The following is a 24,651-nucleotide window of genomic DNA, read 5'->3' on the forward strand; positions in this document are numbered from 1 at the left end:
AGAATTTTGGCGACCGGACCCCGGCCGGGGGTGGGGCTTAGTAGGACTTCGGCGGGACCGAGCGCTGCTCCTCGCCGACGTAGGCGGACAGCGGGCGGATGAGCGAGTTGTTCTCGTTTTGCTCCACGATGTGGGCGGTCCAGCCGGTGATGCGGGACATCACGAAGATGGGCGTGAAGAACTCAATGTCAAAGCCCAGGATGTGGTAGGCAGGGCCGGCCGGAAAGTCCAGGTTCGGGCGGATCTTAATGGAGGTGTTTTCGTACATGGTCTTAGCCATGGTGTCGTACATCTCGACCCACTGCTCCTGGCCGTGTTCCTTGGCCAGCTCCTTGAAGGCGGCCTCCATGGTGGGAACACGGGAGTCGCCGTTCTTGTAGACTCGGTGGCCAAAGCCCATGACCAGCTCCTTGTTGGCCAGCTTGTTCTTGGTCCACTCCTCCGCCTTGGCCGGATCTGCAACCTCCAGGAAGTTCTTCATCACGGCCTCGTTGGCGCCGCCGTGCAGCGGGCCCTTGAGCGCGCCGATGGCGGCCACGATGGCGGAGTAGGTGTCCGACATTGTGGAGGTGACCACGCGGGCGGAAAAGGTGGAGGCGTTGAAGGAGTGCTCCGCGTAGAGGATGAGCGACTTGTCGAAGGCCTCGATATCAGCGCGGTTGTTGGCCGGGGATCCATCCTCTTCGCCGAAGACCATCCACAGGAAGTTCTCGGCGAAGCCCTTCTTGCGGGACGGCTGGATGTAGTCCTCGCCGCGGCGGCGGCGGATGTCCAGGGCGATGATCGTCGGGATCTTGGCCATCAGCTCTAAGGCGGTGCGGCGGATGTGCTCGGAGTCGCGGGTGTAGGCCTCCGGGTCCTGGGCGCCGATATAAGAGATGGCGGTGCGCAAAACGTCCATCGGGTGGCAGGACAGCGGCATCGACTTGATGAGGTCGATGAGGTGGCGGTCCAGGTGGCGCAGGGCCTTTTCGCGGGCAGAGAAGCGGATGAGGGATTCCTGGCCGGGCAGCTTGCCGTTCCACAGCAGGTAGGCGACCTCCTCGAAGCAGCAGTAGCGGGCCAGTTCCTGGACCGGGTAGCCGCGGTAGGTCAGGGAGTTGGTCTCCGGGACGACCTTGGAGATGGCGGTCTCGTCGACGACGACGCCGTAGAGGCCCTTGCGGATCTCCGGTTCCTGGTTCTTGGTATCAGCTGCGGTATCAGACATGATGAATGCTTCTTTCTTTCAACGAAGGTGGGAAGGTGGGAAGGTGGGGGCTAGAAGGTGGGACGGTAGGAGTCCTTGGAGTAGGTGAACACCGAGTTGTCGAAGGCGTTGTACTCGTCGTAGCGGACCAACTCGTAGAGGCGGGAGCGGTGTTGCATGCGCTCGAGCCATTCGGCCTGCAGGCCGATATTCGCCATGTCGCGGAGGAAATCCTCGGTCGCGCCCATGGCCACGCGGAAGGTGGAGACCGGCCAGATGACGGCGTTGTAGCCCAGATCCTGCAGTTGCTGGGCGCTGAGCAGCTCGGTCTTGCCGAACTCCGTCATGTTGGCCAGCAGCGGGATGTCCACCGCGGCGCGGAATTTCTCGAAGTCCGCGGGGCTGTAGAGGGCCTCGGTGAAGATCAGGTCGGCGCCGGCGTCGGCGTAGGCCTTGGCGCGCTCGATGGCCTCGTCGATGCCGTGGATGCCGGCAGCGTCCGTGCGCGCACAGATGACGAAGTGCTCGTCGCGGCGCTCGTTGACGGCGGAGGTAATCCGGCGCACCATCACGTCGGTCTCCACGACCTCCTTGCCGTCCAGGTGGCCGCAGCGCTTCGGGTTGACCTGGTCCTCCAAGTGGCAGCCGGCCAGGCCGGCGTCCTCCAGCGCGGCGATGGTGCGGGCGGCGGACATAGGCTCGCCGAAGCCAGTGTCGGCATCGACCAGCACGGGCAGGTCGGTCACGCGGGCTATCTGCCCGGCGCGCTGGGCCACCTCGGTCAGGGTGGTCAGGCCGATATCCGGTAGGCCTAAGTCGTTGGCCAGCACGGCGCCGGAGATATAGACGCCGCCAAAGCCGCCGATGTCCTGGATGAGCCGCGCGGTCAGCGGGTTGAACGCGCCGGGCAGCGTGGTGATGTTCTCGTCCGCCAGGGCCTGGCGCAGCGCCTGGCGCTTCTCAGTGTCAGTAACGGTGGATCCAAACAGACCAGCCATTAGAAGAGTCCTTCCGGGGTATTGGGGGCTTGGGCGAGGGCGGCATCGTTAAGCCGGACGTTGAGCTCACTCAAATCGGTGAGTTCGCGCAGGTTCTGGGCGGCAGCCAGGAAGCGGTCCTGCTCGGCCGGGTCGACCTGGCCCTCGGCGAGGGTGCGGAACTTGGCGATGTAGTTGTCGCGCTCGAACGGGCGCGCGCCCAGCGGGTGGGCATTAGCCACGGCCATCTCGTCCTCGACTACGGTGCCGTCGTTAAAAGTGATGACCGCCTTGGCGCCGAAGGCCTTCTCATTCGGGTCGTGGGAGTGGTAGCGGCGGGTCCACTCGGGGTCTTCCACGGTGGAGATCTTGTGCCACAGCTCCACGGTGTCCGGGCGGGCGGCGCGCTCCGGGAGGTAGGAGTGCACGTGGTGCCAGCCGCCGTCCTGCAGGGCCACGGCGAAGATGTACATGATGGAGTGATCCAGGGTCTCGCGGGAGGCCTGCGGGTCCATCTTCTGCGGGTCGTTCGCACCGGTGCCGATGACGTAGTGGGTGTGGTGGGAGGTGTGCAGGACGATGGACTCGATGTCCGCGGTGTCCAGGCCCTTGCCCGCCAGGGTCTGCTTCATGCGGATGGCCAGGTCGATGGGCGCCTGGGACTGGTATTCCGCGGAGTGCTCCTTGGTGTAGGTGTCCAGGATGGCGCGTTTGGCCTCGCCGGGGGCCGGCAGCGGCACGGTGTAGGTGCGCTCCGGGGAGTGCAGCATCCAGGCGATGAAGCCGTCCTCGCCCTCCCAGATGGGCGCCGGCGCGCCTTCGCCGCGCATGGTGCGGTCGACGGCCTCGATGGCCATCTTGCCGGCGAAGGCCGGGGCGTAGGCCTTCCAGGAGGAAATCAGGCCCTTGCGGGACTGGCGGGTGGCGGTGGTCGTGTGCAGCGCCTGGCCCACGGCCTGGTAGATGGTCTCGGTGTCCAGCTCGAGCAGGGTGCCCAGCCCGGCGGCCACGGACGGGCCGAGGTGGGCGACGTGATCGATCTTGTGCTCGTGGAGGCAGATGCCCTTGACCAGGTTGACCTGGATCTCGTAGCCGCTAGCCACCGCGCGGATGAGCTCCTTGCCGCCCAGGCCTTTGTGCTGGGCGACGGCCAGCAGCGGCGGGATATTGTCGCCGGGGTGGGAGTATTCGGCGGCCAGGAAGGTGTCGTGGAAGTCCAGCTCGCGCACGGCGGTGCCGTTGGCCAGGGCGGCCCACTCGGCGGAGTAGGTGCCGTCGATGCCGAAGACGCTGGCGCCGCCTTCGGTGACCGGGTGACCTTCGGCCATGGTGCGCGCGGAGGTGACCGGGCGGCGGGTGACGGAGGCAACCGCCACGGCCGCGTTATCGATGATGCGGTTGATGATCATGTCCGCGACCTCGTCATCGACGGCCACGGGGTCCGCGGCGACCTGCGCCACCTTGTAGGCCAGGTGCTCTTCCAGCGGGAAGTCCTCCGCGGACTTGTGGGTGCGTACTTGGTGCTCGATCATGGTCTGCCGTGCCTGCCTTTCTAGGCCCCGTTGTGAGGACCGTAACACTTGTTTGCGTTTCACATCACACTAGGCGGTTGCCGCGGTCCTAGACCACAAGTAAAGTTTGCGGAATAGAGTGGAATATAACGGCAATTCCTGCAAAAGCTGTAAAACCCGCAGCACAAGGGCGCCAAAGGAAGATTGATTACGATGAGCAAGCACTACGCGGGGGCAAGGATCCACGCGCTCCGCAAGTCCCGCGGCCTCACCCAGGTGGCCATGGCCAAGGAGCTGGACCTGTCCACTAGCTACCTCAACCAGCTGGAAAACGACCAGCGCCCGCTGACCGTGACGGTGCTGATGCAGCTGACCCAGCGCTTCGGCGTGGACCCGACCTATTTCTCGCCGGTCAAGGACGTGCGCACCATCTCCGATCTGCGCGCCATCTTCCCCCAGGCGCCCGAGTCCACGCTCTCCGAAATCGCCGCCCGCTACCCCGAGCTCATGCCGGAGCTCGTCGACATCGCCCGGCGCGTGCCCGAGTCCCGACCCGCCGGCTCCTACGAGGTCGTGCGCGATTTCTTCTACGACGCCAACAACTACATCCACGAGCTCGACGTCCTGGCCGAGGAGCTCTCCGACCGGCTGGGCGACAGCCTGTTCCGGCTGACCCAGCTGTCCACGCTGCTCGACCGCGAGCTCGGCGTGCAGGTCCGCTTCCGCGCGGCCGGCCCCCACCTGCGCCGCCACTACGACCCTGAGACCCGGCAGCTGGACCTGCAGGACGGGCTGACGGATGCCCAGCTGTGCTTCCAGATGGCCCTCCAGTACTGCCTGCTGGCCTACCGCGACGTGCTCGACAACCTGGTCTCCGAGCTGGCCGATGCCGACTCCCGCGACCTGGCCACCTACGGTCTGGCCCAGTACTTCGCCGCCGCCGTGACCATGCCGTACACCGCCTTCCTCGAGCAAGCCGAGGACTTCCGCTACGACGTCGAGCGCCTCGGCACCGCCTTCGGCACCAGCTTCGAAGCCACCGCCCAGCGGCTAGCCACCCTCCAACGCCCCGGCGCCCAGGGCGTGCCGTTCTTTTTCATCCGCACCGACCGCGCGGGCAATATCTCCAAGCGCCAGTCCGCCACCAGCTTCCACTTCTCCCGCTCCGGCGGCTCCTGCCCGCTGTGGGTGGTCCACCGGGCCTTCGAGACCCCCAACCGCATCACCCGCCAGGTCGCCACCATGCCCGACGGGCACAGCTACCTGTGGATCGCCCGCCACATCCAGGGCCAGGTCCAGCCCTTTGGCACCCCGCGCAAGGAGTTCTCCGTCGGCCTGGGCTGCGACATCTCCCAGGCCCACCGGCTCATCTACTCCGACGCCCTCAACCTCAACCCGACCGCCGCCACCCCCATCGGGCCCGGGTGCACCACCTGCCCGCGCAGCGCCTGCCCCCAGCGCGCCTTCCCGCAGTCCGGCGTCGAGGCGCACCACGATCTCAACGCCAGCCCCAACGGCCCGCACATATAGACAAAAAGACATCTGCATCTAAGAAAACACTAATTCGGCTTGAATAGTAACAGCCACACAGGCACCATACTGAACGGTGTTCACTATTGAACATTGTTCACTTATACCCGCAAGCTTGACCGCCGAAGGGATTCACTCGCATGAAAAATCCGATCATCTGGACTGGAATTGCGCTGCTAGCCACTGCATACGCCTCGGCACCAGCAGCAACTGCCGCGCCCGACAGGGATCAACCCAATCTGACAAATACGGCTAAGGAAATGGGCCTCTCCTTTGACGAAACGACGGGCCAAGTCAGAGTTTCTGATGCCGCTCGCTCCCTCGACATGCAGACGATTGAGAATGTGACTGAACGCGATACCCCGCTCTCAGCTGAACACGATATTGCATCAAACTCCTCATTCATCGAAACTACTGACGCCGATTCAGTTAACTTAGTAGATACGTCCGGAGAACTTCTAGGAGTCGTCGAGATTGCAAAAGCGGTCGACGCGAGCGGTGCATTATCGGAAGCACGGCTCTCGTCATCCGACAGCGAAATCTCACTCCAAAACTCTGATTCTGCGGATTCCGTAGACCTCGTATTCATTCCAGCCAGGGACCTTGGCCAAGACTCTAATGTCAACTATGAGAACGTGATTGGGGTTCCCGGAAATTACCTATTCGATCCAAACCATCCTCAGAAGCGCCTTCACGACTATTGCTCCAATTCCCCCGACGAGTTTCCGAACCCGATCGGGCCAAATGCCCCATTCCACGGACCTTGCGCAATTCACGATATGTGCATTGAAGCCGCTGGTCACCACGATCACGCGTGCGACGGCCCCTTGCGTGACAACATGAAAAACAACTGCCGTGCGACTTACGGCCCCGGAGCCACCCGGGGCTCCTGTGAAGCCACCGCCGATGTTTATTATGGTGCGGTCACTTCCGCTTCTTATTTCGACTAGCCTCTTGAGCACCGGATTGGAGATAATTTAGGTGACAAATGCAAGAGTTTTATGCTTTCTCTCGCTCGTATCAATTGTTGTCGCGATCGCTTGCATGTCCATGGAGTTTGGTACAGCTTTTCGAGTAATGGAATGGGTAGCGTTGGTAGTCACGGTGGCAGCACTCGTGGCCATCCTAGCGCGCCCACAGGCGCCGCGGATGCCGAAAATTGTGGGCGGCCTCGGCGCCGCGCTCATCATCGCGGGAGTGGGGTCCTTCATCGCGCTGACCGGCACCGCGTCCGTTAACCTGGCGGGCCTGGCGGCCCTGGCCGTGGGCTTTATCGCACTGCTGACCTACCTCTTCCTGCCCCGGGCCTAGGCCGCGGGGGCGGCGGAAGCCCGGAGGAAGCGCAGCAAAAAAGGCAGCTGGTCTGACCAGCTGCCTTTAATTTGTGCCGTCGGGGCCGCCCTCGGGGGCTTTTGAGCAGTGCCTACTCCAGATCGTCGTGGGCAACCAGACGGCGGGCAGCCTCGGTGATGGTGCCGGACAGGGACGGGTAGACCGCGAAGGAATCCGCCAACTGGTTTACGGTGAGCTGGTTGGTCACGGCGACCGCAATCGGCAGGATGAGCTCGGAGGCAGTTGGGGCGACGACCACGCCGCCGATGACGCGGCCGGAGGTCTGGCGACAAAACAGCTTGACGAAGCCGTGGCGCAGCGAGCGCATCTTGGCGCGCGGGTTGGTGCTCAGCGGCATGGTGATGGTGCGGGCGGCGACGTCGCCGTTTTCGATCTCGGCCTGGGTGAAGCCGACTGCCGCGATCTCCGGGCGGGTGAACACGGCGGTGGCGACGGTCTTCAGGCGCAGCGGGGACACGCCCTCGCCTAGGGCGTGGTACATGGCAATGCGGCCCTGCATAGCGGCCACGGAGGCCAGCGGGAAGAGATCGGAGCAGTCACCGGCGGCGTAGATGCCAGCCACGCTGGTGCGCGAGACACGGTCAACCTCGATGTGGCCGGACTTGGTGGTGGCCACGCCGACGTTTTCCAGGCCCAAGTTCTCCGTCTTCGGGATGGAACCAATCGACATCAGGGCGTGGGAGCCGAAGATCTCGCGGCCGTCGGAGGTCTTGACGCACACTCCACCGTCCTCGGCGCGGGTGATGGTGTCGACGCGAGCGTGCTTTTCCAGCTCGACGCCGCGCTCGGACAGGACGGTCTCCAGCACGTCGGCCGCGTCGGCGTCGTCGTGCGGGAGGATGCGGTCACGGGAGGCGACCATGGTGACCTTCACGCCCAGCTCCGCGAAGGCGGAGACGAACTCCGCGCCGGTAACACCGGAACCGACCACCACCAGGTGCTCGGGCAGGTCCTGCAGGTTGTAGACCTGCTGCCAGGTCAGGATGCGTTCGCCGTCCGGCTGGGCGCCCGGCAGGATGCGCGGGGTCGCGCCGGTGGCAATCAGCACCAGGTCCGCCTCCAGGACCTCTTCCTCGCCGCCGTCGTTGTGTACCGCGGTGACCTTGTGGCACGCGCTGGCGCTGGCAGTCTGGTCCTCGCCGAAGTAGCCGCGGCCGTTGATGACGCGCACGCCGGCGCGCTCCATGTCGTTTTGGATATCGCCCGACTGGTTGGCGGCCAGGGCCTGCACGCGCTCGTTCAGTGCCTGCAGCGCCAGCGGCATGTGCCCCAGGTGCTCGTTGAGCCCCATGGCCTCCGCACGCCGCAGGTCGGTCTTAATGTTGGCGCCCGCGATGAAGGACTTCGACGGCACGCAGTCCAGCAGGATGCCTGAGCCACCCATGCCTTGATCTTCAATCAGGGTAATGTCGGCGCCATACTTGGCACCGGCCAAGGCTGCTTCATAACCTGCGGGGCCGCCGCCGATGATGACAATTCGCTGCGACTGGTGAGACACGTAGAAAAGCTCCTTTAATAAACTTCAGGCGATTAGGTCACGGGGAAATAGAGACAAGACAAGTGTCAGAAAGATACTTCCCCGCCTACTCTACCGCCCTAGCCTAGGTCTACGCCCTCCGAGTTCGCGAATTGCTCCACCACGGAGCCAAAGAGCTTGATGCCTACGCCGATGGCGCGCTCGTCCACCACGAGATCACCCATGTGCAGATCGAACTGCTCGCCGTCGCCGGACCAGCAGCCCAGGCGCGCCATGGAGCCGGGAACGTGCTCGAGGTACCAGGAGAAATCCTCCCCGCCGGAGGACTGCGGGGCTTCCACCACGGCCTGCGGGTCGATGTGGCTGGCAGCGCTGGCCAGCAGGGCGGTGGCCACGTCGTCGTTGAGCACCGGCGGCACGCCGCGGTGATAGGACAGGACGTGCTCGACGCCAACGGGGGCCAAGATCTGCTCGATGAGCTCGGCGACCAGCCCCTGGATCTTGCGCCAGACCCCGATATCGGCGGTGCGCACCGTGCCCGAGGCCGTGCCGGTCTCCGGGATGGCGTTCGGCGCGTAGCCGGAGTTGACCTGGCCGAAGACGGCGACCGTGCCGGTGCGCGGATCCACGCGGCGCGACAGCAGCGCCGGCAGCTCCGTTATCACCTTACCCAGCGCGTAGACCACATCCGCCGACAGGTGCGGGCGGGAGGTGTGCCCGCCCGGCCCGTTGATGGTCAGCTCGACAATATCCGTGGCCGAGGTGATAGCGCCGGTGCGCACGCCGATGCGCCCGACGCGCAGCTTGGGCTCCACGTGCACCGCGAAGATGGAGTGCACGCCCTTGAGCGCACCCCACTCGATGACGTCGGTGGCCCCGCCCACCCAGACCTCCTCGGCGGGCTGGAAGATGACTCGTACGCCGCCCGGCAGGCCGAAGGCCCGGTCGTAGTCGGCGATGGCACAGGCCAGGCCCAGCACCACGGTGGTGTGCACGTCGTGGCCGCAGGCGTGCGCGACCCCGCTAACCTCCGAGGTAAACTCCAGGCCGGTGACCTCCGTGACCGGCAGGGCGTCGATATCCGCGCGGAAGGCCACGCGCCCGCCCTCAGTCTCTGGGCCGATGTCGGCCATCAGGCCGGTCTCCGGGAAGCGATGGGCGCTAACGCCGTACTCGGCCAGGCGGGCGGCGATATACCGGGTGGTCTCTACCTCCCGGTTGGCCGTTTCCGGGTGGCGGTGGATGTGGCGGCGCCAGCCGTGAATCTCCGCCCGGTGCTCCTCGAACCAGGCGCCGACGAACGCGCTGATTGACTGTGGGACCGCCGGGTTTCCCGTCTGGTCTGCCATAAATGGCCTCCTCACCGCGTTAGGCAACTACTCGTAAAACTACTCGCCACAGTCTACAACTAGACCATGCTGTTCAGTTAGTCGCCCAGTATAACCGCCCCTCCTCTGGGCGCCAATAGCCGGCCACTCAACGTGCCCACGCGGCCGGGAAGGGCTGGCTCGTCGCCTCGCGGCGGCGCTGGCGCACGTACGCCGGCGAGAAAGCGGCGACGTCGGAGACCTCGGCCACCAGCGAGGCCGCGAACTGCCGGGTGTACGGCAGCAAGACCGCCGGCGGGATCTCCAGGGCCAAGGCCAGCTTGTAGACCGTGGAGACGGTCGGATCCGCGGCGCGGGCGCGCTCCAGGTTGCCGATCTGGTTGCGGGAAACACCGGAGATATCCGCCAGCGCCCGTTGGGACAGGCCGCGGCGCACCCGCGCTGTGCGCAGGTTACTGGCGAATAATTCCCCGCAGGATTTCCAAAAGCTCAAGGCCGGACGCGCGATCGTAGTCAAAACTTCCCCACCCCCGTGGAAGACGCTCGATGATGTGCGCCTTAAAGCCTAGCTTAGAAGTCGATGTTGCGCGGGCCGTAGAGGCGGTCACCGGCGTCACCCAGGCCGGGCACGATGTAGGCCTCCTCGTTCAGGCCCGGGTCAATGCACGCGGTGACCAGGCGCACCGGCAGGCCCGAGTTGGCCAGCGCGTCCACGCCCGGCTGTGCCGAGACCATGCAGATGGCGGTGATATCGGTGGCACCGCGGTCGGCCAGCAGCTGCAGCGAGTGCAGCAGCGAGCCGCCGGTGGCCAGCATGGGATCAACCACGAAGACGGTGCGGCCGGATAGGTCCTCCGGCAGGGCCTCCAGGTACGGGACCGGCTCGTGGGTCTCCTCGTTGCGCGCCATGCCGATGAAGCCGACCTGGGCGTCGGGGATCATCGCCAGCGCGGGGTCGATCATTCCCAGTCCGGCGCGGATGATCGGCACGATGATCGGCGGGTCCTGCAGGCGGGTACCTTCCGCCACGTCCACCGGGGTCTGGCAGTCGAAGTGCTCCACCGGCAGGTTCCGCGCAGCCTCATAGACCAGCATGGTGCCCAGGTCCTTCAGCGCGGCGCGGAAGGCCGCGTTATCGCTGCGGGCGTCGCGCATCAGGGTCAGGCGGGACGCCGCGAGGGGGTGATCAACAACGTAGGTTTCCATGTCCCCCATCGTAGGGCATGGACAGCACTGAGAAAGTGGCGGGAACCGTGTCGGCGCCCGCGCAGTCTAAGAAGGCATGAGCATTTTCGACGTTGACCCAGATCTGACCCACCAACTAGCCACCGACGTAGCCCGCAACGCCCAGGGCAGCCTGCCTGCCCCACCGGTAGTCCCCCTGGATGCCGCCACGCACGACTTCGGCGCCCACCTGGCCGCCGCTGTGACCAATATTAACCAGCGCACCGAGCGCCTGCGCGCGGACCTGGCGCATATTTCCCGGGCCGGCTACGCCCTGGCCGCGGCCGCGGCCGCTACCGACGAGCACACCGCCGGCCGCTTTAGCGCCCACTCGGAAGGTTCCTAATGCAGGTCATCACCCAGGCTCTCAAGACCATCTCCGAGATGCGCCCGGCCGACCTCCCCGCCGGCGCTCAGCTGCCTGTCAACCCCGACGTCGCGGCGGTGGAGCCGCTCGCACGCATCAGCCAGACCGACGCCACCCCAGTGCTGGCGGCCGCCGGCGCCCTAGCCAGCGACCAAGAATCCCTCCACCAGGCGCTCGCCCGCGGCCGGGACTTGGTCTTTGCCGCCGGCGGGGACATCGTAGGCATCGCCGTGGAGCTGGGGCGCCAGGCCCTGCCCATCGCGCTGGGCATGCTGACCATCAACCCGGCGGCCCGCGCCGCGGCGGCCGCCCAGCTGGAGGCCCTGGCCCAGCAGTTCGTCGCCCGGGCGGGCGCCCGCGTGGCCCAGCTGGTCGAGGAACTCGCCACGGCCGCGCAGCCGCTGGCCGATATCGCCGCCTCCCACGTGGGTTCCGCCCTGCCGTCGGAAGAACGCGGCGCGCATGCGGTCGCCGCGCTCGAGGAGCAGGCCGCCTCCCTCGGCGCCGGGGGAGGCCGCGCGCCGGAGGCCCTGCCGGAAAACGAGGTCGAGCCGGTCGCCCACCAGGAAGATACCGGCGGGGAGGACGGCGGCAACGCCGCGGGCAAGGCGGCGGTTAAGGCCGCGCTGTCTCAGCAGGGCACGCCTTACGTCTGGGGCGGGACGACCCCGAACGGCTTCGACTGCTCCGGCCTGACCCAGTGGGCCTACGCCCAGGCCGGGGTCGACCTGCCGCGCACGGCGGACCAGCAGGCCGTTGGCCGGCAGGTGGACGCCAGCGAGCTGCAGGAGGGAGACCTGGCGGTGTGGGACGGGCACGTGGCCATGTACGCCGGCAACGGCCAGTTGGTCGAGGCCGGCGATCCGGTCCAGGTCAACCCGGTACGCACCTCCAACATCGGGATGCAGTTCCACGGATTCTGGCGGCCTACTGGCTAAAGCTCGGGCGGGTCGCCTATCCGGGCGGGAGGTTTGGGTAGACTTAAACGCCATGAGCACCCGCGCGATCGTTCCCGTAAAGCTGAGTTTGCCCGCCGGTGATTACTTCACCCTGTGGGCCCCGAAATGGCGCCAAGACGGCTCCGAGTGGCAGGCCTTCTTAGGCAATGACGAATCCGTCCTGCTGTTCGGCTCCTCCGCCGAGCTGCTGTGCTACGTGGAATCCGACCACAAACACGATCTGCTCGATCACCCGGAGTGGCAGGCCTTCGCCGCCCGCGGCGAGGACCGCATCACCCCGGCCACCCGCGACGTCTACGACCTGGTGGACGTGCCCAACCGCTTGGCCGGCGCGCCCAGCCACGACAACGTCGGCACCGTGGCCCGCAACTTCGAGCTGACCCAGTCACTGGCGGAGGTCTCCGGCGCGGAACACTCCGTGATCTTCTTCGCCAGCCACTCCCTGCTGCGCAACGTCGCCCGCGGCGCCGACCACTACGCCGGCCCGCAGGGCATGAGCGAGTGGACCGGTGTCGGCAGCGTGGTCGCCGGCAACTGGGCCGAGGTCTTGGACGACCTGGAGGCCCACACCCAGGTGGTGGATAGCTCCGAGTTCGACTCCGCACAGGTCGAGGACGCCGACAAGCGCATCACCGCGGCCGCCGCGGCCACCCGAAAGGCCCGCGAGGACGCCGCCGCGGCCCGTAAGGCCGAGGAAGAGGCCGCCGATCCTTACGACAAGTCTATCTGGGCGGCCGCCGGCATCGACCCGGTGAAGATCACCATCGACCAGAAGTCCGTGTACACGCTGCGCACCTACCTGGGCTCCTCCCCTGTCTTTTTGGGCAAGTGGGGCGAGATCTTCACCTTCCCCACCGGTAAGCACCTGGCCCGGTGGGTGATAGAGAACGACGACCACGACCTGGCCCGCGTGTCCACTTGGGAGGACATCGTCAACGCCGGCAACGCCGGCGAGCTCGAGGTCACCGTCCACCCGGACAACCAGTACACCTTCAACGGGATCGCCCGGGACATAGAAAAGGGCCCGGAACACGTCGACTCGCAGCAGATGAATCGCTGCTACGAGGTTTGCGCGGATGCCGCCGACTGGGCCGGCGACGACTCGGTGAACTCCTTCTTCCTATCGCACCCGCGCTTCCAGGACTACCTGGGCTACATGCTGGGCTCGACCGAGCAGGCCGGCTACGTGCCGTCCAAGCCGTTTAACGACCACGCCGAGGCGTGGAAGGAGCTCGAGGAGATGCTGGTCAAGCGCTTCTCCAAGTTCTAGGCCAAGTTTTGGGCCAAGGTTTAGGCCCGCCACCGGCGCGAAAGACAGCCGGCATAGCAAAAGCCAGCACCGAGTGATTATCTTCGGTGCTGGCTTTTGCTTGTTGACTAGCGCAGCGCGGCCAGGATGCGCTGGGCCAGCGGCTCCGAGGAGACCGGGTTCTGGCCGGTAAACAGGTGGCGATCCTTGACCACGTTGGGCTGGAGGGGTTCGGCGGCGCGGTAGTCCGCGCCCAGCTCCCGCAGGCGCTGCTCCAGACTCCACTTCGCCTTCGCCAGCGTCTCCTCGCCCTCCTCGACGTCGCTGAAGGCGGTCATCTCGTAGCCGGCGAACGGCCACTCGCCGTTCTCATCGGCCGGCACGGCCAGCAGCGCCGCCGGCGCGTGGCACAGCAACGCCAGGGGGCGGCCGGCCGCGTGGCGGCGGGCCAGCAGGGCCGCCGAGGTGGCGTCCTCAGCCAAGTCTTCCATCGGGCCGTGGCCGCCCGGGTAGAAGACGACGTCGTAGTCGGCCTCGTCGACCTCGGCCAGATCCAGCGGCTGGGACAGCTCGTAGTCGATGGCCGCCAGGTAGTCCTCCTGGGACTCGCGCTGCATCTCATTCAGGCCCTCCAGGCTGGCCTCGTCCACGACGGGCTCGCGCCTGCCCGGGGTGGCAAAGGCGATCTCCCAGCCCGCGTTGGCAAAGGTGCGGTGCGGGGCGACGAGCTCTTCGGCCCAGAAGCCGGTCTCGCGCGTGCTGCCGTCGGCCAGCGTCCATTCCTGCGCCGCGGAGATTACGAACAGTACTTTCGACATGGTTTATACCTCTTCTCCTGGGGTTTCGGCAGCACCTGGGATGCCTTCGGCGCCGTCGTGTTCGTGGTGGTCCTCGGCGAATTCGGCGTCGGAGAGTTCCTCGTAGGCCGGCAGAAAAACCGTCTCGAGCAGGTGCTGGCGGTCGTCCTGGGTGGCGAAGGAGTGCTCTATCGCATTCACCGACAGGTCGAAGAATTCCTCCAGCCCGTAGCCGAAGGTTTCCGCCAGGGCACTGAGTTGCTCGGTCATGCTGCCGGTGTCCCAAGACCCGGAGCTGACCGCGCAGTTGAAGCCCAGCTGCTGCAGCAGCGGCAGCGGGTGGTCAACCAGCTCCTCGATCTCGCCGCGGTCCACCTCGAAGCGGGGTGCGGCATCCAGCAGAATGTGGCGGTCGCGCACCCAGGCCGAGACCCGGCCCGGCTCGATGCCCTCCAGCGTAGCGCTGAAGTCATCGATGATGCCGGCCGTCAGCGTCAGCCGCGTCGCACCCGCCTGCAGCGCCTGGCCGATGTCCTCTGCCTGCCCCGCGGCCGTCAGCCTCACCGCGAATGGCATGTAGGCCTCGCGCAGGGCCTGGAAGGCCTCGGCGAAGCCGGCCAGCGGCGCCAAGGCCTGATCGTCATGGCCTTCCTGGCCGTTATCCGCGGCGAGCTCGAAGCCGACGATCTTGCCGCTGTGCTGGGCCACGGCGAGCCGGGCCAGCTGGGTCACGGCCGCAGGATCCTGCGCGCCGCGCTCGGCGGTGACGATGATCCGGGCGTCGATGCCCTCGACGTCCAGCCCGGCCACGGCCGCGGCCAGCGCCTCTTCCGCCGCGAGCTGGGTGCGGGCCGGGCTAAAGCGCAGCTCCGCGTAGACCACGTGGTCGTCTACCAGCCGCTGCAGGTGCGCGGAGACTGCCGCGGTGAGAGCCGCCGGGCTGCCAGCCTGCGCGACCGTGGCGCCAAGCTCCTCGAAGAGGGTGATCTTCGGCAGCTGGACGAAAACGTCCGCGTCCGCGTCTTTGTTTTCCGGACTAATTAATGGTGCGTCATGCATACCGGCCATAGTAGGTGTGCCTTTAAGATATGTCATGCCATGAAAAGAATTATCACTGCAGCTCTAGCCGCAGCCCTCGTCGCCCCCGCCCCCGTCGTGGTGGCCCACTCCCCCGCCGGAGTCGCCGCCCAGGCCCAGGAGGCCGGGCAGGGCGATCCAGCCGCCGAGGTGCCCGAGGGTTTTGAGGAACCCGCCGCCGATCTGACCGACGCTGAGGTCGCCGAGGGCCTGCAGGACGACGGTACCGGCGACGAGCCGAGCAGCTCCATCCGCACCACCGCGCCGGATACCAACGACTGCCCGCACTCCCTCGTGCCGGCCGAGCCGAACACCACCTCCGAGAACCTCGCGCCCGGCCAGGAATCCCCCTCCCCGCTGCCGCAGGTGGAGGGCGCGGCCTGCGGTGCCACCGCGCCGGAAGGTTTCGATCTCAACCCCGAGGTCGTCGCCAGCGCCTGGATGGTAAGCGACATCGACACCGGCGAGATCATCGCGCAGAAGGATCCGGACGGGCGCTACCGCCCAGCCTCTATCATCAAGGCTCTTCTGGCCCTGGTCGCCATCGATGAGCTGGATCTCGACAAGGAGGTCGTCGCCAACGAGGAAACCGCCGGCATCACCGGCTCCTCGGTCGGGATCGGCGCCGGCGGCCGCTACACCATCGAGCAGCTCCTCCAGGGCCTGCTCATGGCCTCCGGCAACGACGCCGCCCACGCGCTGGCCCAGGAGCTCGGCGGGGACGCCAAGGCCTTGGAAAAGGTCAACGACTTGGCCCATGAGCTGGGCACCACCTCGACCTTTGCTGCGTCCTATTCTGGCTTGGACGCACCCGGCATGTCGACGTCCGCCCGAGACATCTCCCGCATCTACCGGGTGGCCTACGCCAACCCGACCTTCGCGCGGATAGTCAACACCGAGTCCGTGGACTTCCCCGGCTACGAGGACCATCCCGGTTACGAGTTGGGCAACGACAACGGGCTGTTCATGCACGACCCAGACGGAATCGGTGGTAAGACGGGCTACACGGACGACGCCCACCACACCTTCGTCGGCGCCCTCAACCGCGACGGCCGCCGCCTGCAAGCCGTCATCCTGGACACCACCATCGAGCACGGCCCGCGGGCCTGGGAGCAGGCCCAGATGCTCCTCCACGCCGCCTACGAGGTCCCGGCCGGGGCCGGCATCGGCAGTCTCGACCAGGAGGATGCGAACGACAAGGAAAAAGATAGCACCGCCCAGGACGCGACCCCCACGCCCGCCCCGCCGGCGGATGCCGGCACCCACCAGCGCGCCAGCTGGATCGAGAAATCAGACGGCTGGCTGGGCATCGCCGCGGTGGCGGCGGTGGCCGTAATCGTTATTGCTGCCGCGGCTTTTTCGTTACTTCGGCGTCGGCCCAGCGGTCGTGGGAACCACGCAGCTCGTTAGACGGGCTGATAGAAGCCAGCACGAACAGAGAACCACCCATGGAGACCAGCGAACCCAGGCCGGGGATGATCTGCACGACGCGGAACCACTGCCGCTTGACGGACTCGCCCAGGGTCAGGTTGCGGCCGGTCTCCACGTTGGCGACCTTATAGCCCATCATGCGCTTGACCGGGGTGCCGCCCATGTAGGTTTCAAAGCCTAGGAAGTAGGCGATGGAGAGCAGGGTGAAGACCACGACTCCCAGCGTTCCGCTCATCGCGTCGGAGAGCACCCCACCGCCGGCGGCCAGCAGACCACCGACCAGGCCGGAGGCGGCGGTGGCAAGAAAACCGTCGAACAGGGCCATGCCGAAGCGCCCGCCGGCGCTCGGCCGGGCGGCGATGCGCTCGACCTCGGGGTTGGCCGCCACCGCATTCGAGTAGCGCTGGGCCGCCGGCAGGTTCGCGCTCTGGGTGGGCACCTGGTGCGGGTTAAAGGGCTGCGCGTACGGGGACGCCGGCGGGGCGTACTGCGTCTCCGGCTGCCCGTAGGGCGACCCCTGCTGTGTTTCCGCCTGCCGCTGCGGCTGCTGGAAGAACTGCTGGGTGTGCTGCGTTTGTTGCGGGTGCTGGGCCTGTTGCGGCTGTTGCGGCGGCTGCTGGTTGTCGGCATTGGTGACCGGCCGGGCGAGGTTCGGATCCGGCCAGCGGTCGAAGTTGGCTAGGTGCTCCAAGTCGGACCAGTCGACGCTGCGGCCGGCGGAGATGGCGGCATCATAGAGCTCGCGGCGCTGCGGGTTGGACAGCACGGCGAAGACCAGCTGGGCCTCGCGGCGCTGCGGCGACTGCTCGGATTCGCCCAGGCTCTGCAGGCGCGCGTCCCGGCCGGCCATGACGATCCCCAGGGCTTGGCAGCTATCGCTGGTATCAAGTTGGTGCGCCTGGTAGAGATTGTGCGCAATGGCCATCCGGGAAAACCTCACTTAAATTACCTCGTCAAAACTATTTCTTGCGGTTGAGCAGTGCCAGTATACCGGCGGCGGCAGCGCCCATAGCCGCGCCGGCCCCCAGGGTAACACCGGTGTTCGGGCCCTCGTGGACCTCATTGCGTACGCGGATGACGGCCGGCTCCGGCGCCGGCAGCGGGGTCTGAGCCAGCGACTCATCGGTGGTCGCGGTCCAGGCGGAGACGTAGAGCACCACGCGCCAGATCAGGTACATCACAATCATCAGCACGATGACCGGGCCGAAGACTGCGCCGGCCGGGGAGCCGGTGGCCGAGGACATGATGACGGTGGACAGCTGCTTGATGACCTCGAAGGCGATAGCGCCCAGCAGCGCGCCCTGCAGGCCCGACTTGGCCGGGACCTTGGTGCGAGGGAGCACGACCACTAGCCACCAGATGACCAGGAAGTTGGCGATGAGGCCGACCACCAGGCCGGCGGCGAAGAGGACGAAGTTCATGCCGGGGAAGGACTCGATGCCCACCCACTCGAAGACCTTCTGGGTCAGGCCGGAGGTACCGGCGGCGGTCACGCCGAAGGCCACGGCGAAGGCCAGCAGTAGGCCGATAAGACCAATCAGGTCGTTGAACTTTTTGACCACGAAGTTGCCGCCCTCCGTGGCGTCGATGCGCCACATGGCGGAAATGCCCACGCGGAGGTTGTTCATCCAGCCCAGGCCGGACCACAGGGCGGTAATACCACCGATGCCGAACATGGCGCCGCGCTGGTCCACGGCCGTCTGCAGGACCTCGTTGAGGGTATCGCCTAGGTCGCCGTCCACGGCGTTGGTGATTTGGTCCTGGACCTGCTCGAACAGGTCCGGGCGGTTGGCCAGCACGGCGGCGACTGCGGCCATGGCCAGCATGAGGATCGGGAACATGGCCAGCACCGAGTAGTAGGTAATGCCGGCGGCGAACTGGTTGCCGCCCTCCGCGGAATAGCGCTCCTGCATGCGCATGGTGCGCTCAACAATCCGGGACTTGTCTCGCAGCTTGTCTACGGCGCCGGGTTCATCCTGGCGGGTGCGCTCGATGCCGTACTGGTCGGTGTTCTCGCGGCGCGAGGTGTTCTTGGCTGCCACGACGGGCTCTCCTCTTGGGTTCGGGGGGACGGGCTTGATTGCGGGCTAAGTTATTTCCTGCGGCTGTCCAGACAGCTTAACCGTAATTGCTTATCGGCGCGCAGGCAGGAAACCTACCTTGGCGTAGACGTCGTCTACCAGGGGCTGGGCCACTTCAGAGGCGCGCTCGGCGCCGCGGGCCAGGATCCGCTCGATCTCGGCCGGGTCCGCCATCAGCTCGTCGAAGCGCGCCTTCAGCGGGGTGGTAAACGCCTCCAGGGCGTCGGCGGTATCCACCTTCAGGTGACCATAGCCCTTGCCGGCGTAAGACCCCACCAGCTCGTCGATGGCCTTACCGGTCAGCGCGGACTGGATGGCCACCAGGTTGGATACGCCCGGCTGGGTCTCGCGGTCGAAGGCCACCACGCCCAGGTCGTCCGTCACAGCCGACTTGATGCGCTTGGCCGAGGTCTTCGGCGGATCCAGCAGGTTGATGATCCCCTTCGGGTTGTCGCCCGACTTGGACATCTTCGCCGTCGGGTCCTGCAGGTCGTAAATCTTGGCAGAGCCCTCCGGGATGAAGGCCTCCGGCATGCGGAAGGTCTCGCCGTACTTGCTGTTGAAACGCTCCGCCAGGTTGCGGGTCAGCTCGAGGTGCTGACGCTGGTCCTCGCCCACCGGCACGTAGTGCGGCGAGTAGAGCAGGATGTCCGCGGCCATGAGCACCGGGTAGGTAAACAGGCCCACGGAGGTCCGCTCCGAGCCCTGCTTGGCGGACTTGTCCTTGAACTGGGTCATGCGGGAGGCCTCGCCGAAGCCGGTCAGGCACTGCAGGACCCAGGTCAGCTCCGCATGGGCGGGCACGTGCGACTGCACGAAGAGGGTGGATTTGTCCGGGTCAATGCCCAGCGCGATAAGCTGCGCGGCCCCGGCCAGGGTGCGCTGGCGCAGCTCCTCCGGGTTCTGCTCAACGGTAATGGCGTGCAGATCCGGGATGAAGTAGAACGCGTCGTGGTTGTTCTGCAGCTCAATCCACTGCTTCAACGCTCCCAAGTAATTGCCCAGGTGGTAGGAATCCGCCGTGGGTTGGATGCCGGATAGTACTCGGGTGGTCGCGGCCTCGGCCGCGTTCGCGTTCTGATCAGTCATGACTCAAGTGTAATCCCTGTTACCCCCGCCCGGGTCACGACGCCCCTCCCGGGCGCGAAGCCCGCGCCGCCCGCCGGCCGGAAGCAGGCACGAACAAGCACCGCCGGACATGCCGGCGGGAAAACCACCGGGTATGAAAAACCGCCGGGCAACGCGGTGCCTGGCGGTTGGGTGTTTGCTTAGAAAGCTTAGAGCTTGCGGCTGGTCGGGCTCTTGACGTCCATCAGGACGGCCCAGCCGGCCACCATGAACGCGCCGCCGACGCCCATCGTGATGGTCGGGAGCAGGAAGGCAAAGCTCGGGCCCATCACGGTCCACCACCAGATACCGAGTGCCAGCAAGACAGCACCGAGCACGAAGTAGATGATTGCGCGCGCCATAGTTTCTATTAACTCCAAGTTTTCCGGGAAATATTGTGCGTGCCATAGTCTAGCACCCGGGTACGCAGATTGCCTTAATTGTTCTGCTCCCACTGCCCCTCATCCGGGCGGCTGCGCCGCGGCAAGCCGCCCTTCGGCAGGCGCGGCCACTTGGCTTTGGGCTTGGGCTTGGGTTTTTTGGGCGCCGCGGCTTGGCGCTTCGGATCCGGCTTGGCGTGCCGGGTGGGCTGGGTGGCCTTGCGGGGGCGCTGGATGACCCACTGCTGCTGCGGATCGCGGTTCCGGTTGCCGCGGGCGTGCTTGCCGGTCTGGCGGTTGACCGAGGTGTAGGCGGAGGCGTCGAAGCGCAGGCTCCGGCCGCTGGCCAGGCTGCCGGCGCGGCGCTTCATCGAGCGCGCCCCGTCGCGCACTAGGCGGGCGGACAGGCGCAGACGCGGATCGATGGGCTGCTCGGCGCCCTTGTACTCGAAGACCGGCAGGCCGCGCTTGGAGTAGATGGCCCACAGGCGGGCGCAGAAGCCGAAGATGACGGTGACGATAGCGGCGATCTCCACGCTCAGGCCGGCCTCCAGCAGCAACATGTAGACCGCGGTGGCGGCCAGAGAGATGGAGGCGTAGAACTCGCCGGAAAAGACCAGCGGCACGCGGTCGGAGAGCAGGTCGCGCAGGATGCCACCGAAGACGCCTGAGATGATAGCGGCGACCGAAGCGATGACGAAGCCGTGCCCCAGGTTGAGCGCGGCCTGCGTACCCAGCACCGAAAAGACCGCCAGGCCGAGCGCGTCTAGGATCAAAAACAGGTGCCGGAAGTAGTGCATCAAAAACGACATCCACACCGTAATAATTGCCGCTACCAGCACGAAGACGAGGTATTTGGGCTGACCCACCCAGGTCAGCGGGTAGTCGTCGAGCACCATATCGCGCACCGTGCCCCCACCCAAGGCCGTAATGGCGGCCAGCAGGGTCACGCCGAAAAGGTCGAGTTTTTGCCGCCCGGCGGACAGCGCGGCCGTCATCGCCTCGGCGGTGATTCCGATGATGTAGAGGACGCTAAACAGTGGGGTCAATCTGTTCTCCCGCCGTTTCTTAAGCGTAGGTCACCAGCAGTGGGGAGTGGTCCGACCAGCGCTGTTCCACCGTGGGCGCCTTATCCACGCGGCTAGACTGGGCGCGGTCCAGCATTGCCTGGGTGGCGGCTTGGTAGTCGATGCGCCAGCCCGCGTTGTTGTTGAAGGCCTGGCCGCGGTAGGTCCACCAGGTGTACGGGCCGTCCTGCTCCGGGTCCGGATGCAGGCGCCGGTCGACGTCGAACCATGCCGGTTCCTCGGCCACGGCCCAGACCTCGCCGCCCGGGTAGTCCACTACCCCGCGCCAGTCGCCCAGGCCAGTCTTGTCCTGCGGTGTGGGATCCGGGAAACTGCCGAAGACGTGGTCCATAAAGGCGCGCTCCTCCGGCAGATGGCCGGAGACCTTCTCGTTGGGCTTGTTGTTCTTCAGGTCCTGGGAGCGGTGGCAGATATTCCAGTCGCCGCCGATGACCATCTGCGGGTAAGTTTCCGCGCGCTCGGCCAGGACCTCAGAGAACTGCCCCAGGAAGCGGTACTTCTGGTCCTGCTTGGCCGTGCCAGTGTCCCCGCTCGGCAGGTAGAGCGAGGCCACGCGCAGGGCGCTGCCGCCAGCGGCAGCCGCCGGGTCCTCGACGGTGGCTTCGATCCAGCGCCCGGAGTCGCCGAAGGTGCCCAACCCGACCACGACGTCGCGCAGCGGGGTGCGGGACAGAATGCCCACCCCGGCCCGGCCCTTGGTGCCTGGGTCCAGGGACTCGGCCATCGCCAGGTGCCAGCCGGCCTCCAAGGCTGGGGCCAGGGCCTTTTCGGCCTGGACCTGAGAGGCCCGCACCTCTTGCATCAGCACCACGTCAGCATCAGTTTCTTGCAGCCAGGCGTTCATGCCTGGGTTGTTCTCATTGCGCTGTTTGCAGGCCGCGCGGATGCCGTTGACGTTGACGGTGGCGATGGTAAAGCTCATGCTGCCAAGCTTAACGCGCGCGCTGCGCGAGCGCCCAGATGCCCACGGCAATGGCGGCGAGCACTGCGCCTGCCAGCGCCGGGGAGCCGTAGCCCCACCCCGCGCCGACAACGGCCCCGCCCAGGGCGGCGCCGGCCGCGTTGGCGGTGTTCAGCGCGGACTGGTTGAGCGCGGCGGCCAGGGTCTGGGCCTTGCCCGCGTAATCCAGCAGGCGGACCTGCAGCGGCGGCTGAAGCGCCATGCCGAAAACGCCGATGAACATAAACGTCACGATGGCCGGCACCACCGCGGTGGAGGCGAAGTAGAAGGCCAGCAGGGAGATGCACAGCAGCCCGACACAGAGCACCAGGCCGCGCTCGAGGTTCCAGTCGGCCAGCCGGCCGCCCAGCCAGTTGCCGGCGGTCATGCCCAGGCCGAAGAGCATGAGAATGAGCCACATCCAGCCCGCGCCCAGCCCGGCGCGCTCGGTCATCACCCAGGTGATGTAGGTGTAGACGGCGAACATGCCGCCAAATCCCACCACGCCGATGGCCAGGGTCAGCCACACCTGGCGGTTGGCCAGGGCGGAGAACTCGGCGCGCAAGGAGGTCGCTGGCATGAGCGTCATGTGCGGCATGACCACCCACAGCAGGGCCAGGGCCACCGCGGCCAGGCCGGCGACGATCCCGAAGGCGGCCTTCCAGCCGACGGCATCGCCCACGGCCTGGACGGCCGGCACGCCGAAGATGGTGGCCACGGTCAGGCCGGTGACCACGAAGGCGAGCGCCCGGCCGCGCTCCTTGGGCGGGGACATCGACGCCGTGGACAGCATGGCTACGGAGAAATACGCCCCGTGCGGGATGCCGGCTAGAAAGCGCGCCCCCAGCAGCACCGGGAAGGAGCCGGCCATCACGGACAGGGCGTTGCCGGCCACGATCACCGCTAGCAGGACGATGACCAGGCGCCGGCGCGGCTGCCGGGCCGTCAGCGCGGCCACGCCGGGCGCGCCGAGCACCACGCCCAGGGCGTAGGCGGAAATCACCGCGGAGGCCTGGTCCTCCGTCACTCCTAAGTCCCCGGCGATAAGCGGCAGCAGCCCCATCGCGGCAAACTCGGTGGTGCCCAGGGCGAACGCGCCCAGGGCCAACGAGAGCATGACCACCTTCCGGCGGGCCGGGGTGATATCGGTTTGGACCGGCCGTGGGCGCCGGCGCAGCGCCGGTGGCGGGACGTGGAAACGGGACATGAAAATTCCCTCCTTCCGGGCAGTGGGATAGGGAGCAGAAGTAGGCACCGGCCGCGGGGAGCGGGCCCGAGCCTTCGCGACAGCCTTAGCGACGAGGTCTCGCGGGTTTTAGCTGGCCTTTTTAGCGCGGGCTTTGGCGGCCTGCGTGATGAACCAGATGACGATGGCGCTTAGCGCTAGGCCGGCGCCGGCTAGAGCCGGGCTGGCGTAGCCGAGGCCGGCGCCGACCACGGCCCCGCCCATCGCGGCGCCGGAGGCGTTGGCCAGGTTGAGCGCGGAGTGGTTGAGCGCGGCGGCGAGCGTTTGGGCATCGCCGGCAACGTCCATGAGCCGGATCTGCAGCGAGGGCACCAGGGAGGAGCCAAAAAGCCGATGATGCCGAAGTTCAGCACGCCTAGCACCGGCGACTGAGAGCTGAAGTAGAAGGCCACGAGCACGACGGCGATCATCACCAGGGAGAACAGGATGCCCTTTTCCAGGTTGCGGTCGGCCAGGGTGCCGCCGAAATAGTTGCCGGCCACGTTGCCTATGCCGTAGGCCATGAGCACCAACCAGATGAGCGACGGGTCTAGGCCGGCGCGCTCGGTCATGGTCCAAGAGATATAGGTATAGACCGCGAACATGCCGCCGAAGCCGACGGTGCCCATCGCCAGCGTCAGCCAGACCTGGCTGCGGACGAAGGCGCCCAGCTCCGTGCGCACGGACGTGGCCAGCATGCGGGTCATGTGCGGCATGAGGAACCACAGGGCCACCAGGGTGGCCACGCCGATGAGCGCGACCAGGAGGTAGGCCGCGTGCCAGCCGGCCGCCACGCCGAGCGCCTGGGCGGCGGGCACGCCGGCCACGGTCGCCACGGACAGTCCCATGCCCACCAGGGCCACGGCCTTGCCGCGCTTGCCGGCCGGGGCCATCGAGGCCGCGGCTAGGCCGGCGACGGAGAAATACGCGCCGTGTGGCAGGCCCGCGATGAAGCGGGCGGCCAGCAGCAGCGGGTAGTTGGCAGCCACCACGGACAGGGCGTTGCCCAGGGTGAAGGCAATCATCAGCAGGATGAGCAGCCGGCGGCGCGGCGTGCGCCCGGTGACCGCGGTAATCAGCGGCGCGCCTACCACCACGCCCAGCGCGTACGCCGAAATGGCGTGGCCGGCTTGGTTCTCGGTAATGCCAAAGTCGTCCGCGATGAGCGGTAGCAGGCCCATGGAGACGAACTCCGTGGTGCCGATCCCGAATCCACCCAGCGCCAGTGCGACCATGACCACGCGGCGGCGGAGCTCGGAAATCTCGGTCTGCCGCGGCTTCGGCTGGCGGCGCAGGCCCCGCCCGGGCTGTCGCTTCTGGGGTTCTGATTGGTTGCGCATCGGGCTTAGAGTACGCCGCGC

General features: G+C 66.7%; 23 protein-coding genes and 1 pseudogene. 7 read left to right on the forward strand and 17 right to left on the reverse strand.

Translation table 11 applies throughout. From position 1 onward, the window contains the following. Positions 1 to 37: 37 nt before the first annotated feature. Genes QQS52_RS02020 through prpD form a run of 3 tightly spaced genes read right to left on the reverse strand, consistent with a single transcriptional unit; the run spans position 38 to position 3,698 of the window. Positions 38 to 1,210, reverse strand: a complete 1,173-nt coding sequence (locus QQS52_RS02020) for a bifunctional 2-methylcitrate synthase/citrate synthase (protein ID WP_472772357.1) — start codon at positions 1,208 to 1,210, stop codon at positions 38 to 40. A 50-nt stretch (positions 1,211 to 1,260) separates the two neighbouring features. Further along, positions 1,261 to 2,187, reverse strand: coding sequence for a methylisocitrate lyase (gene prpB, locus QQS52_RS02025; protein ID WP_472772358.1), 927 nt, complete (start codon positions 2,185 to 2,187; stop codon positions 1,261 to 1,263). Beyond that, a complete protein-coding gene (gene prpD / locus QQS52_RS02030; RefSeq protein WP_472772359.1) occupies positions 2,187 to 3,698 on the reverse strand; it encodes a 2-methylcitrate dehydratase PrpD in 1,512 nt (503 codons plus the stop codon). Before prpD ends, prpB begins: the two co-directional genes overlap by 1 nt. 192 nt (positions 3,699 to 3,890) lie before the next feature. On the opposite strand from prpD, the gene QQS52_RS02035 reads away from it, so the two are divergent. The 3 genes from QQS52_RS02035 (at position 3,891) to QQS52_RS02045 (ending at position 6,518) form a co-directional block, all read left to right on the forward strand. Beyond that, positions 3,891 to 5,207, forward strand: a complete 1,317-nt coding sequence (locus QQS52_RS02035) for a short-chain fatty acyl-CoA regulator family protein (protein ID WP_472772360.1) — start codon at positions 3,891 to 3,893, stop codon at positions 5,205 to 5,207. A gap of 140 nt (positions 5,208 to 5,347) precedes the next feature. Then, positions 5,348 to 6,157: a hypothetical protein gene (locus QQS52_RS02040; protein WP_472772361.1), complete on the forward strand. Its 810-nt coding sequence runs from the start codon at positions 5,348 to 5,350 to the stop codon at positions 6,155 to 6,157. A 154-nt stretch (positions 6,158 to 6,311) separates the two neighbouring features. Next, positions 6,312 to 6,518 carry a hypothetical protein gene (locus QQS52_RS02045; RefSeq protein ID WP_472772362.1) on the forward strand — a complete coding sequence of 69 codons (207 nt, stop codon included), beginning with the start codon at positions 6,312 to 6,314 and terminating at the stop codon, positions 6,516 to 6,518. Between the two features lie 112 nt (positions 6,519 to 6,630). Here QQS52_RS02045 and QQS52_RS02050 read toward each other — a convergent pair whose 3' ends face one another. The 4 genes from QQS52_RS02050 to upp all read right to left on the reverse strand — a co-directional run bounded on the left by QQS52_RS02050 (position 6,631) and on the right by upp (position 10,571). Further along, positions 6,631 to 8,058, reverse strand: coding sequence for an NAD(P)H-quinone dehydrogenase (locus QQS52_RS02050; protein ID WP_472772363.1), 1,428 nt, complete (start codon positions 8,056 to 8,058; stop codon positions 6,631 to 6,633). Between the two features lie 98 nt (positions 8,059 to 8,156). Beyond that, positions 8,157 to 9,386 carry an amidohydrolase gene (locus QQS52_RS02055; protein ID WP_472772364.1) on the reverse strand — a complete coding sequence of 410 codons (1,230 nt, stop codon included), beginning with the start codon at positions 9,384 to 9,386 and terminating at the stop codon, positions 8,157 to 8,159. A gap of 127 nt (positions 9,387 to 9,513) precedes the next feature. Further along, positions 9,514 to 9,858 carry a helix-turn-helix transcriptional regulator gene (locus tag QQS52_RS02060; RefSeq protein WP_472772365.1) on the reverse strand — a complete coding sequence of 115 codons (345 nt, stop codon included), beginning with the start codon at positions 9,856 to 9,858 and terminating at the stop codon, positions 9,514 to 9,516. Positions 9,859 to 9,935: 77 nt separating this feature from the next. Beyond that, positions 9,936 to 10,571, reverse strand: coding sequence for a uracil phosphoribosyltransferase (gene upp, locus QQS52_RS02065; protein WP_472772366.1), 636 nt, complete (start codon positions 10,569 to 10,571; stop codon positions 9,936 to 9,938). 76 nt (positions 10,572 to 10,647) lie between these two features. On the opposite strand from upp, the gene QQS52_RS02070 reads away from it, so the two are divergent. Genes QQS52_RS02070 through QQS52_RS02080 form a run of 3 tightly spaced genes read left to right on the forward strand, consistent with a single transcriptional unit; the run spans position 10,648 to position 13,185 of the window. After that, positions 10,648 to 10,935: a transducer protein Htr23 gene (locus QQS52_RS02070; RefSeq protein ID WP_472772367.1), complete on the forward strand. Its 288-nt coding sequence runs from the start codon at positions 10,648 to 10,650 to the stop codon at positions 10,933 to 10,935. After that, positions 10,935 to 11,894: a C40 family peptidase gene (locus tag QQS52_RS02075; protein WP_472772368.1), complete on the forward strand. Its 960-nt coding sequence runs from the start codon at positions 10,935 to 10,937 to the stop codon at positions 11,892 to 11,894. The genes QQS52_RS02070 and QQS52_RS02075 overlap by 1 nt, the downstream gene beginning before the upstream one ends. 52 nt (positions 11,895 to 11,946) lie before the next feature. Continuing rightward, a complete protein-coding gene (locus QQS52_RS02080) occupies positions 11,947 to 13,185 on the forward strand; it encodes a hypothetical protein (RefSeq protein ID WP_472772369.1) in 1,239 nt (412 codons plus the stop codon). Positions 13,186 to 13,292: 107 nt separating this feature from the next. Here the strand turns inward: QQS52_RS02080 and QQS52_RS02085 are convergent, their stop codons facing one another. Both QQS52_RS02085 and QQS52_RS02090 read right to left on the reverse strand, forming a co-directional pair. Beyond that, the gene (locus tag QQS52_RS02085) at positions 13,293 to 13,982 is read right to left on the reverse strand and encodes a type 1 glutamine amidotransferase domain-containing protein (RefSeq protein WP_472772370.1); all 690 of its coding nucleotides are present in this window, start codon (positions 13,980 to 13,982) and stop codon (positions 13,293 to 13,295) included. A gap of 3 nt (positions 13,983 to 13,985) precedes the next feature. After that, entirely contained in the window at positions 13,986 to 15,029 is a 1,044-nt protein-coding gene (locus QQS52_RS02090; protein WP_472772371.1) for a hypothetical protein, read from the reverse strand. A gap of 30 nt (positions 15,030 to 15,059) precedes the next feature. Here QQS52_RS02090 and QQS52_RS02095 point away from each other — a divergent pair, with 30 nt between their 5' ends. Continuing rightward, positions 15,060 to 16,448: a D-alanyl-D-alanine carboxypeptidase family protein gene (locus tag QQS52_RS02095; RefSeq protein ID WP_472772372.1), complete on the forward strand. Its 1,389-nt coding sequence runs from the start codon at positions 15,060 to 15,062 to the stop codon at positions 16,446 to 16,448. On the opposite strand, the gene QQS52_RS02100 is transcribed toward QQS52_RS02095, so the two are convergent. The 8 genes and pseudogenes from QQS52_RS02100 to QQS52_RS02135 form a co-directional block, all read right to left on the reverse strand. Beyond that, complete coding sequence (locus QQS52_RS02100) at positions 16,378 to 17,394, reverse strand: RDD family protein (RefSeq protein ID WP_472772373.1); 1,017 nt, start codon at positions 17,392 to 17,394, stop codon at positions 16,378 to 16,380. The two genes, QQS52_RS02095 and QQS52_RS02100, sit on opposite strands and share 71 nt — an antisense overlap. Before the next feature lie 34 nt (positions 17,395 to 17,428). Next, positions 17,429 to 18,511, reverse strand: coding sequence for a YhjD/YihY/BrkB family envelope integrity protein (locus QQS52_RS02105; protein ID WP_472772374.1), 1,083 nt, complete (start codon positions 18,509 to 18,511; stop codon positions 17,429 to 17,431). Positions 18,512 to 18,601: 90 nt separating this feature from the next. Further along, entirely contained in the window at positions 18,602 to 19,639 is a 1,038-nt protein-coding gene (trpS, locus tag QQS52_RS02110) for a tryptophan--tRNA ligase (RefSeq protein ID WP_472772375.1), read from the reverse strand. A gap of 188 nt (positions 19,640 to 19,827) precedes the next feature. Beyond that, positions 19,828 to 20,019 (reverse strand): hypothetical protein, encoded by a 192-nt coding sequence (locus QQS52_RS02115; protein WP_472772376.1) that lies wholly within the window; start codon positions 20,017 to 20,019, stop codon positions 19,828 to 19,830. Between the two features lie 74 nt (positions 20,020 to 20,093). Further along, entirely contained in the window at positions 20,094 to 21,086 is a 993-nt protein-coding gene (locus tag QQS52_RS02120) for a trimeric intracellular cation channel family protein (protein ID WP_472772377.1), read from the reverse strand. A 19-nt stretch (positions 21,087 to 21,105) separates the two neighbouring features. Continuing rightward, entirely contained in the window at positions 21,106 to 22,047 is a 942-nt protein-coding gene (locus QQS52_RS02125) for an exodeoxyribonuclease III (RefSeq protein ID WP_472772378.1), read from the reverse strand. Between the two features lie 10 nt (positions 22,048 to 22,057). Further along, complete coding sequence (locus tag QQS52_RS02130; RefSeq protein WP_472772379.1) at positions 22,058 to 23,272, reverse strand: MFS transporter; 1,215 nt, start codon at positions 23,270 to 23,272, stop codon at positions 22,058 to 22,060. Between the two features lie 108 nt (positions 23,273 to 23,380). Continuing rightward, positions 23,381 to 24,630: pseudogene (locus tag QQS52_RS02135) on the reverse strand (MFS transporter). Positions 24,631 to 24,651 lie beyond the last annotated feature (21 nt).

Source organism: Corynebacterium sp. 1103A, from assembly GCF_055700955.1.

Coding starts and splice junctions, on each gene's coding strand:
- trpS (WP_472772375.1), bottom strand. CDS start 19,639: ATGACTGATCAGAACGCGAACGCGGCCGAGGCCGCGACCACCCGAGTA.
- QQS52_RS02075 (WP_472772368.1), top strand. CDS start 10,935: ATGCAGGTCATCACCCAGGCTCTCAAGACCATCTCCGAGATGCGCCCG.
- QQS52_RS02020 (WP_472772357.1), bottom strand. CDS start 1,210: ATGTCTGATACCGCAGCTGATACCAAGAACCAGGAACCGGAGATCCGC.
- upp (WP_472772366.1), bottom strand. CDS start 10,571: ATGGAAACCTACGTTGTTGATCACCCCCTCGCGGCGTCCCGCCTGACC.
- QQS52_RS02100 (WP_472772373.1), bottom strand. CDS start 17,394: ATGGCCATTGCGCACAATCTCTACCAGGCGCACCAACTTGATACCAGC.
- QQS52_RS02080 (WP_472772369.1), top strand. CDS start 11,947: ATGAGCACCCGCGCGATCGTTCCCGTAAAGCTGAGTTTGCCCGCCGGT.
- QQS52_RS02130 (WP_472772379.1), bottom strand. CDS start 23,272: ATGTCCCGTTTCCACGTCCCGCCACCGGCGCTGCGCCGGCGCCCACGG.
- QQS52_RS02095 (WP_472772372.1), top strand. CDS start 15,060: ATGAAAAGAATTATCACTGCAGCTCTAGCCGCAGCCCTCGTCGCCCCC.
- QQS52_RS02085 (WP_472772370.1), bottom strand. CDS start 13,982: ATGTCGAAAGTACTGTTCGTAATCTCCGCGGCGCAGGAATGGACGCTG.
- QQS52_RS02125 (WP_472772378.1), bottom strand. CDS start 22,047: ATGAGCTTTACCATCGCCACCGTCAACGTCAACGGCATCCGCGCGGCC.
- QQS52_RS02040 (WP_472772361.1), top strand. CDS start 5,348: ATGAAAAATCCGATCATCTGGACTGGAATTGCGCTGCTAGCCACTGCA.
- QQS52_RS02070 (WP_472772367.1), top strand. CDS start 10,648: ATGAGCATTTTCGACGTTGACCCAGATCTGACCCACCAACTAGCCACC.
- QQS52_RS02035 (WP_472772360.1), top strand. CDS start 3,891: ATGAGCAAGCACTACGCGGGGGCAAGGATCCACGCGCTCCGCAAGTCC.
- prpB (WP_472772358.1), bottom strand. CDS start 2,187: ATGGCTGGTCTGTTTGGATCCACCGTTACTGACACTGAGAAGCGCCAG.
- QQS52_RS02090 (WP_472772371.1), bottom strand. CDS start 15,029: ATGGCCGGTATGCATGACGCACCATTAATTAGTCCGGAAAACAAAGAC.
- QQS52_RS02115 (WP_472772376.1), bottom strand. CDS start 20,019: ATGGCGCGCGCAATCATCTACTTCGTGCTCGGTGCTGTCTTGCTGGCA.
- prpD (WP_472772359.1), bottom strand. CDS start 3,698: ATGATCGAGCACCAAGTACGCACCCACAAGTCCGCGGAGGACTTCCCG.
- QQS52_RS02055 (WP_472772364.1), bottom strand. CDS start 9,386: ATGGCAGACCAGACGGGAAACCCGGCGGTCCCACAGTCAATCAGCGCG.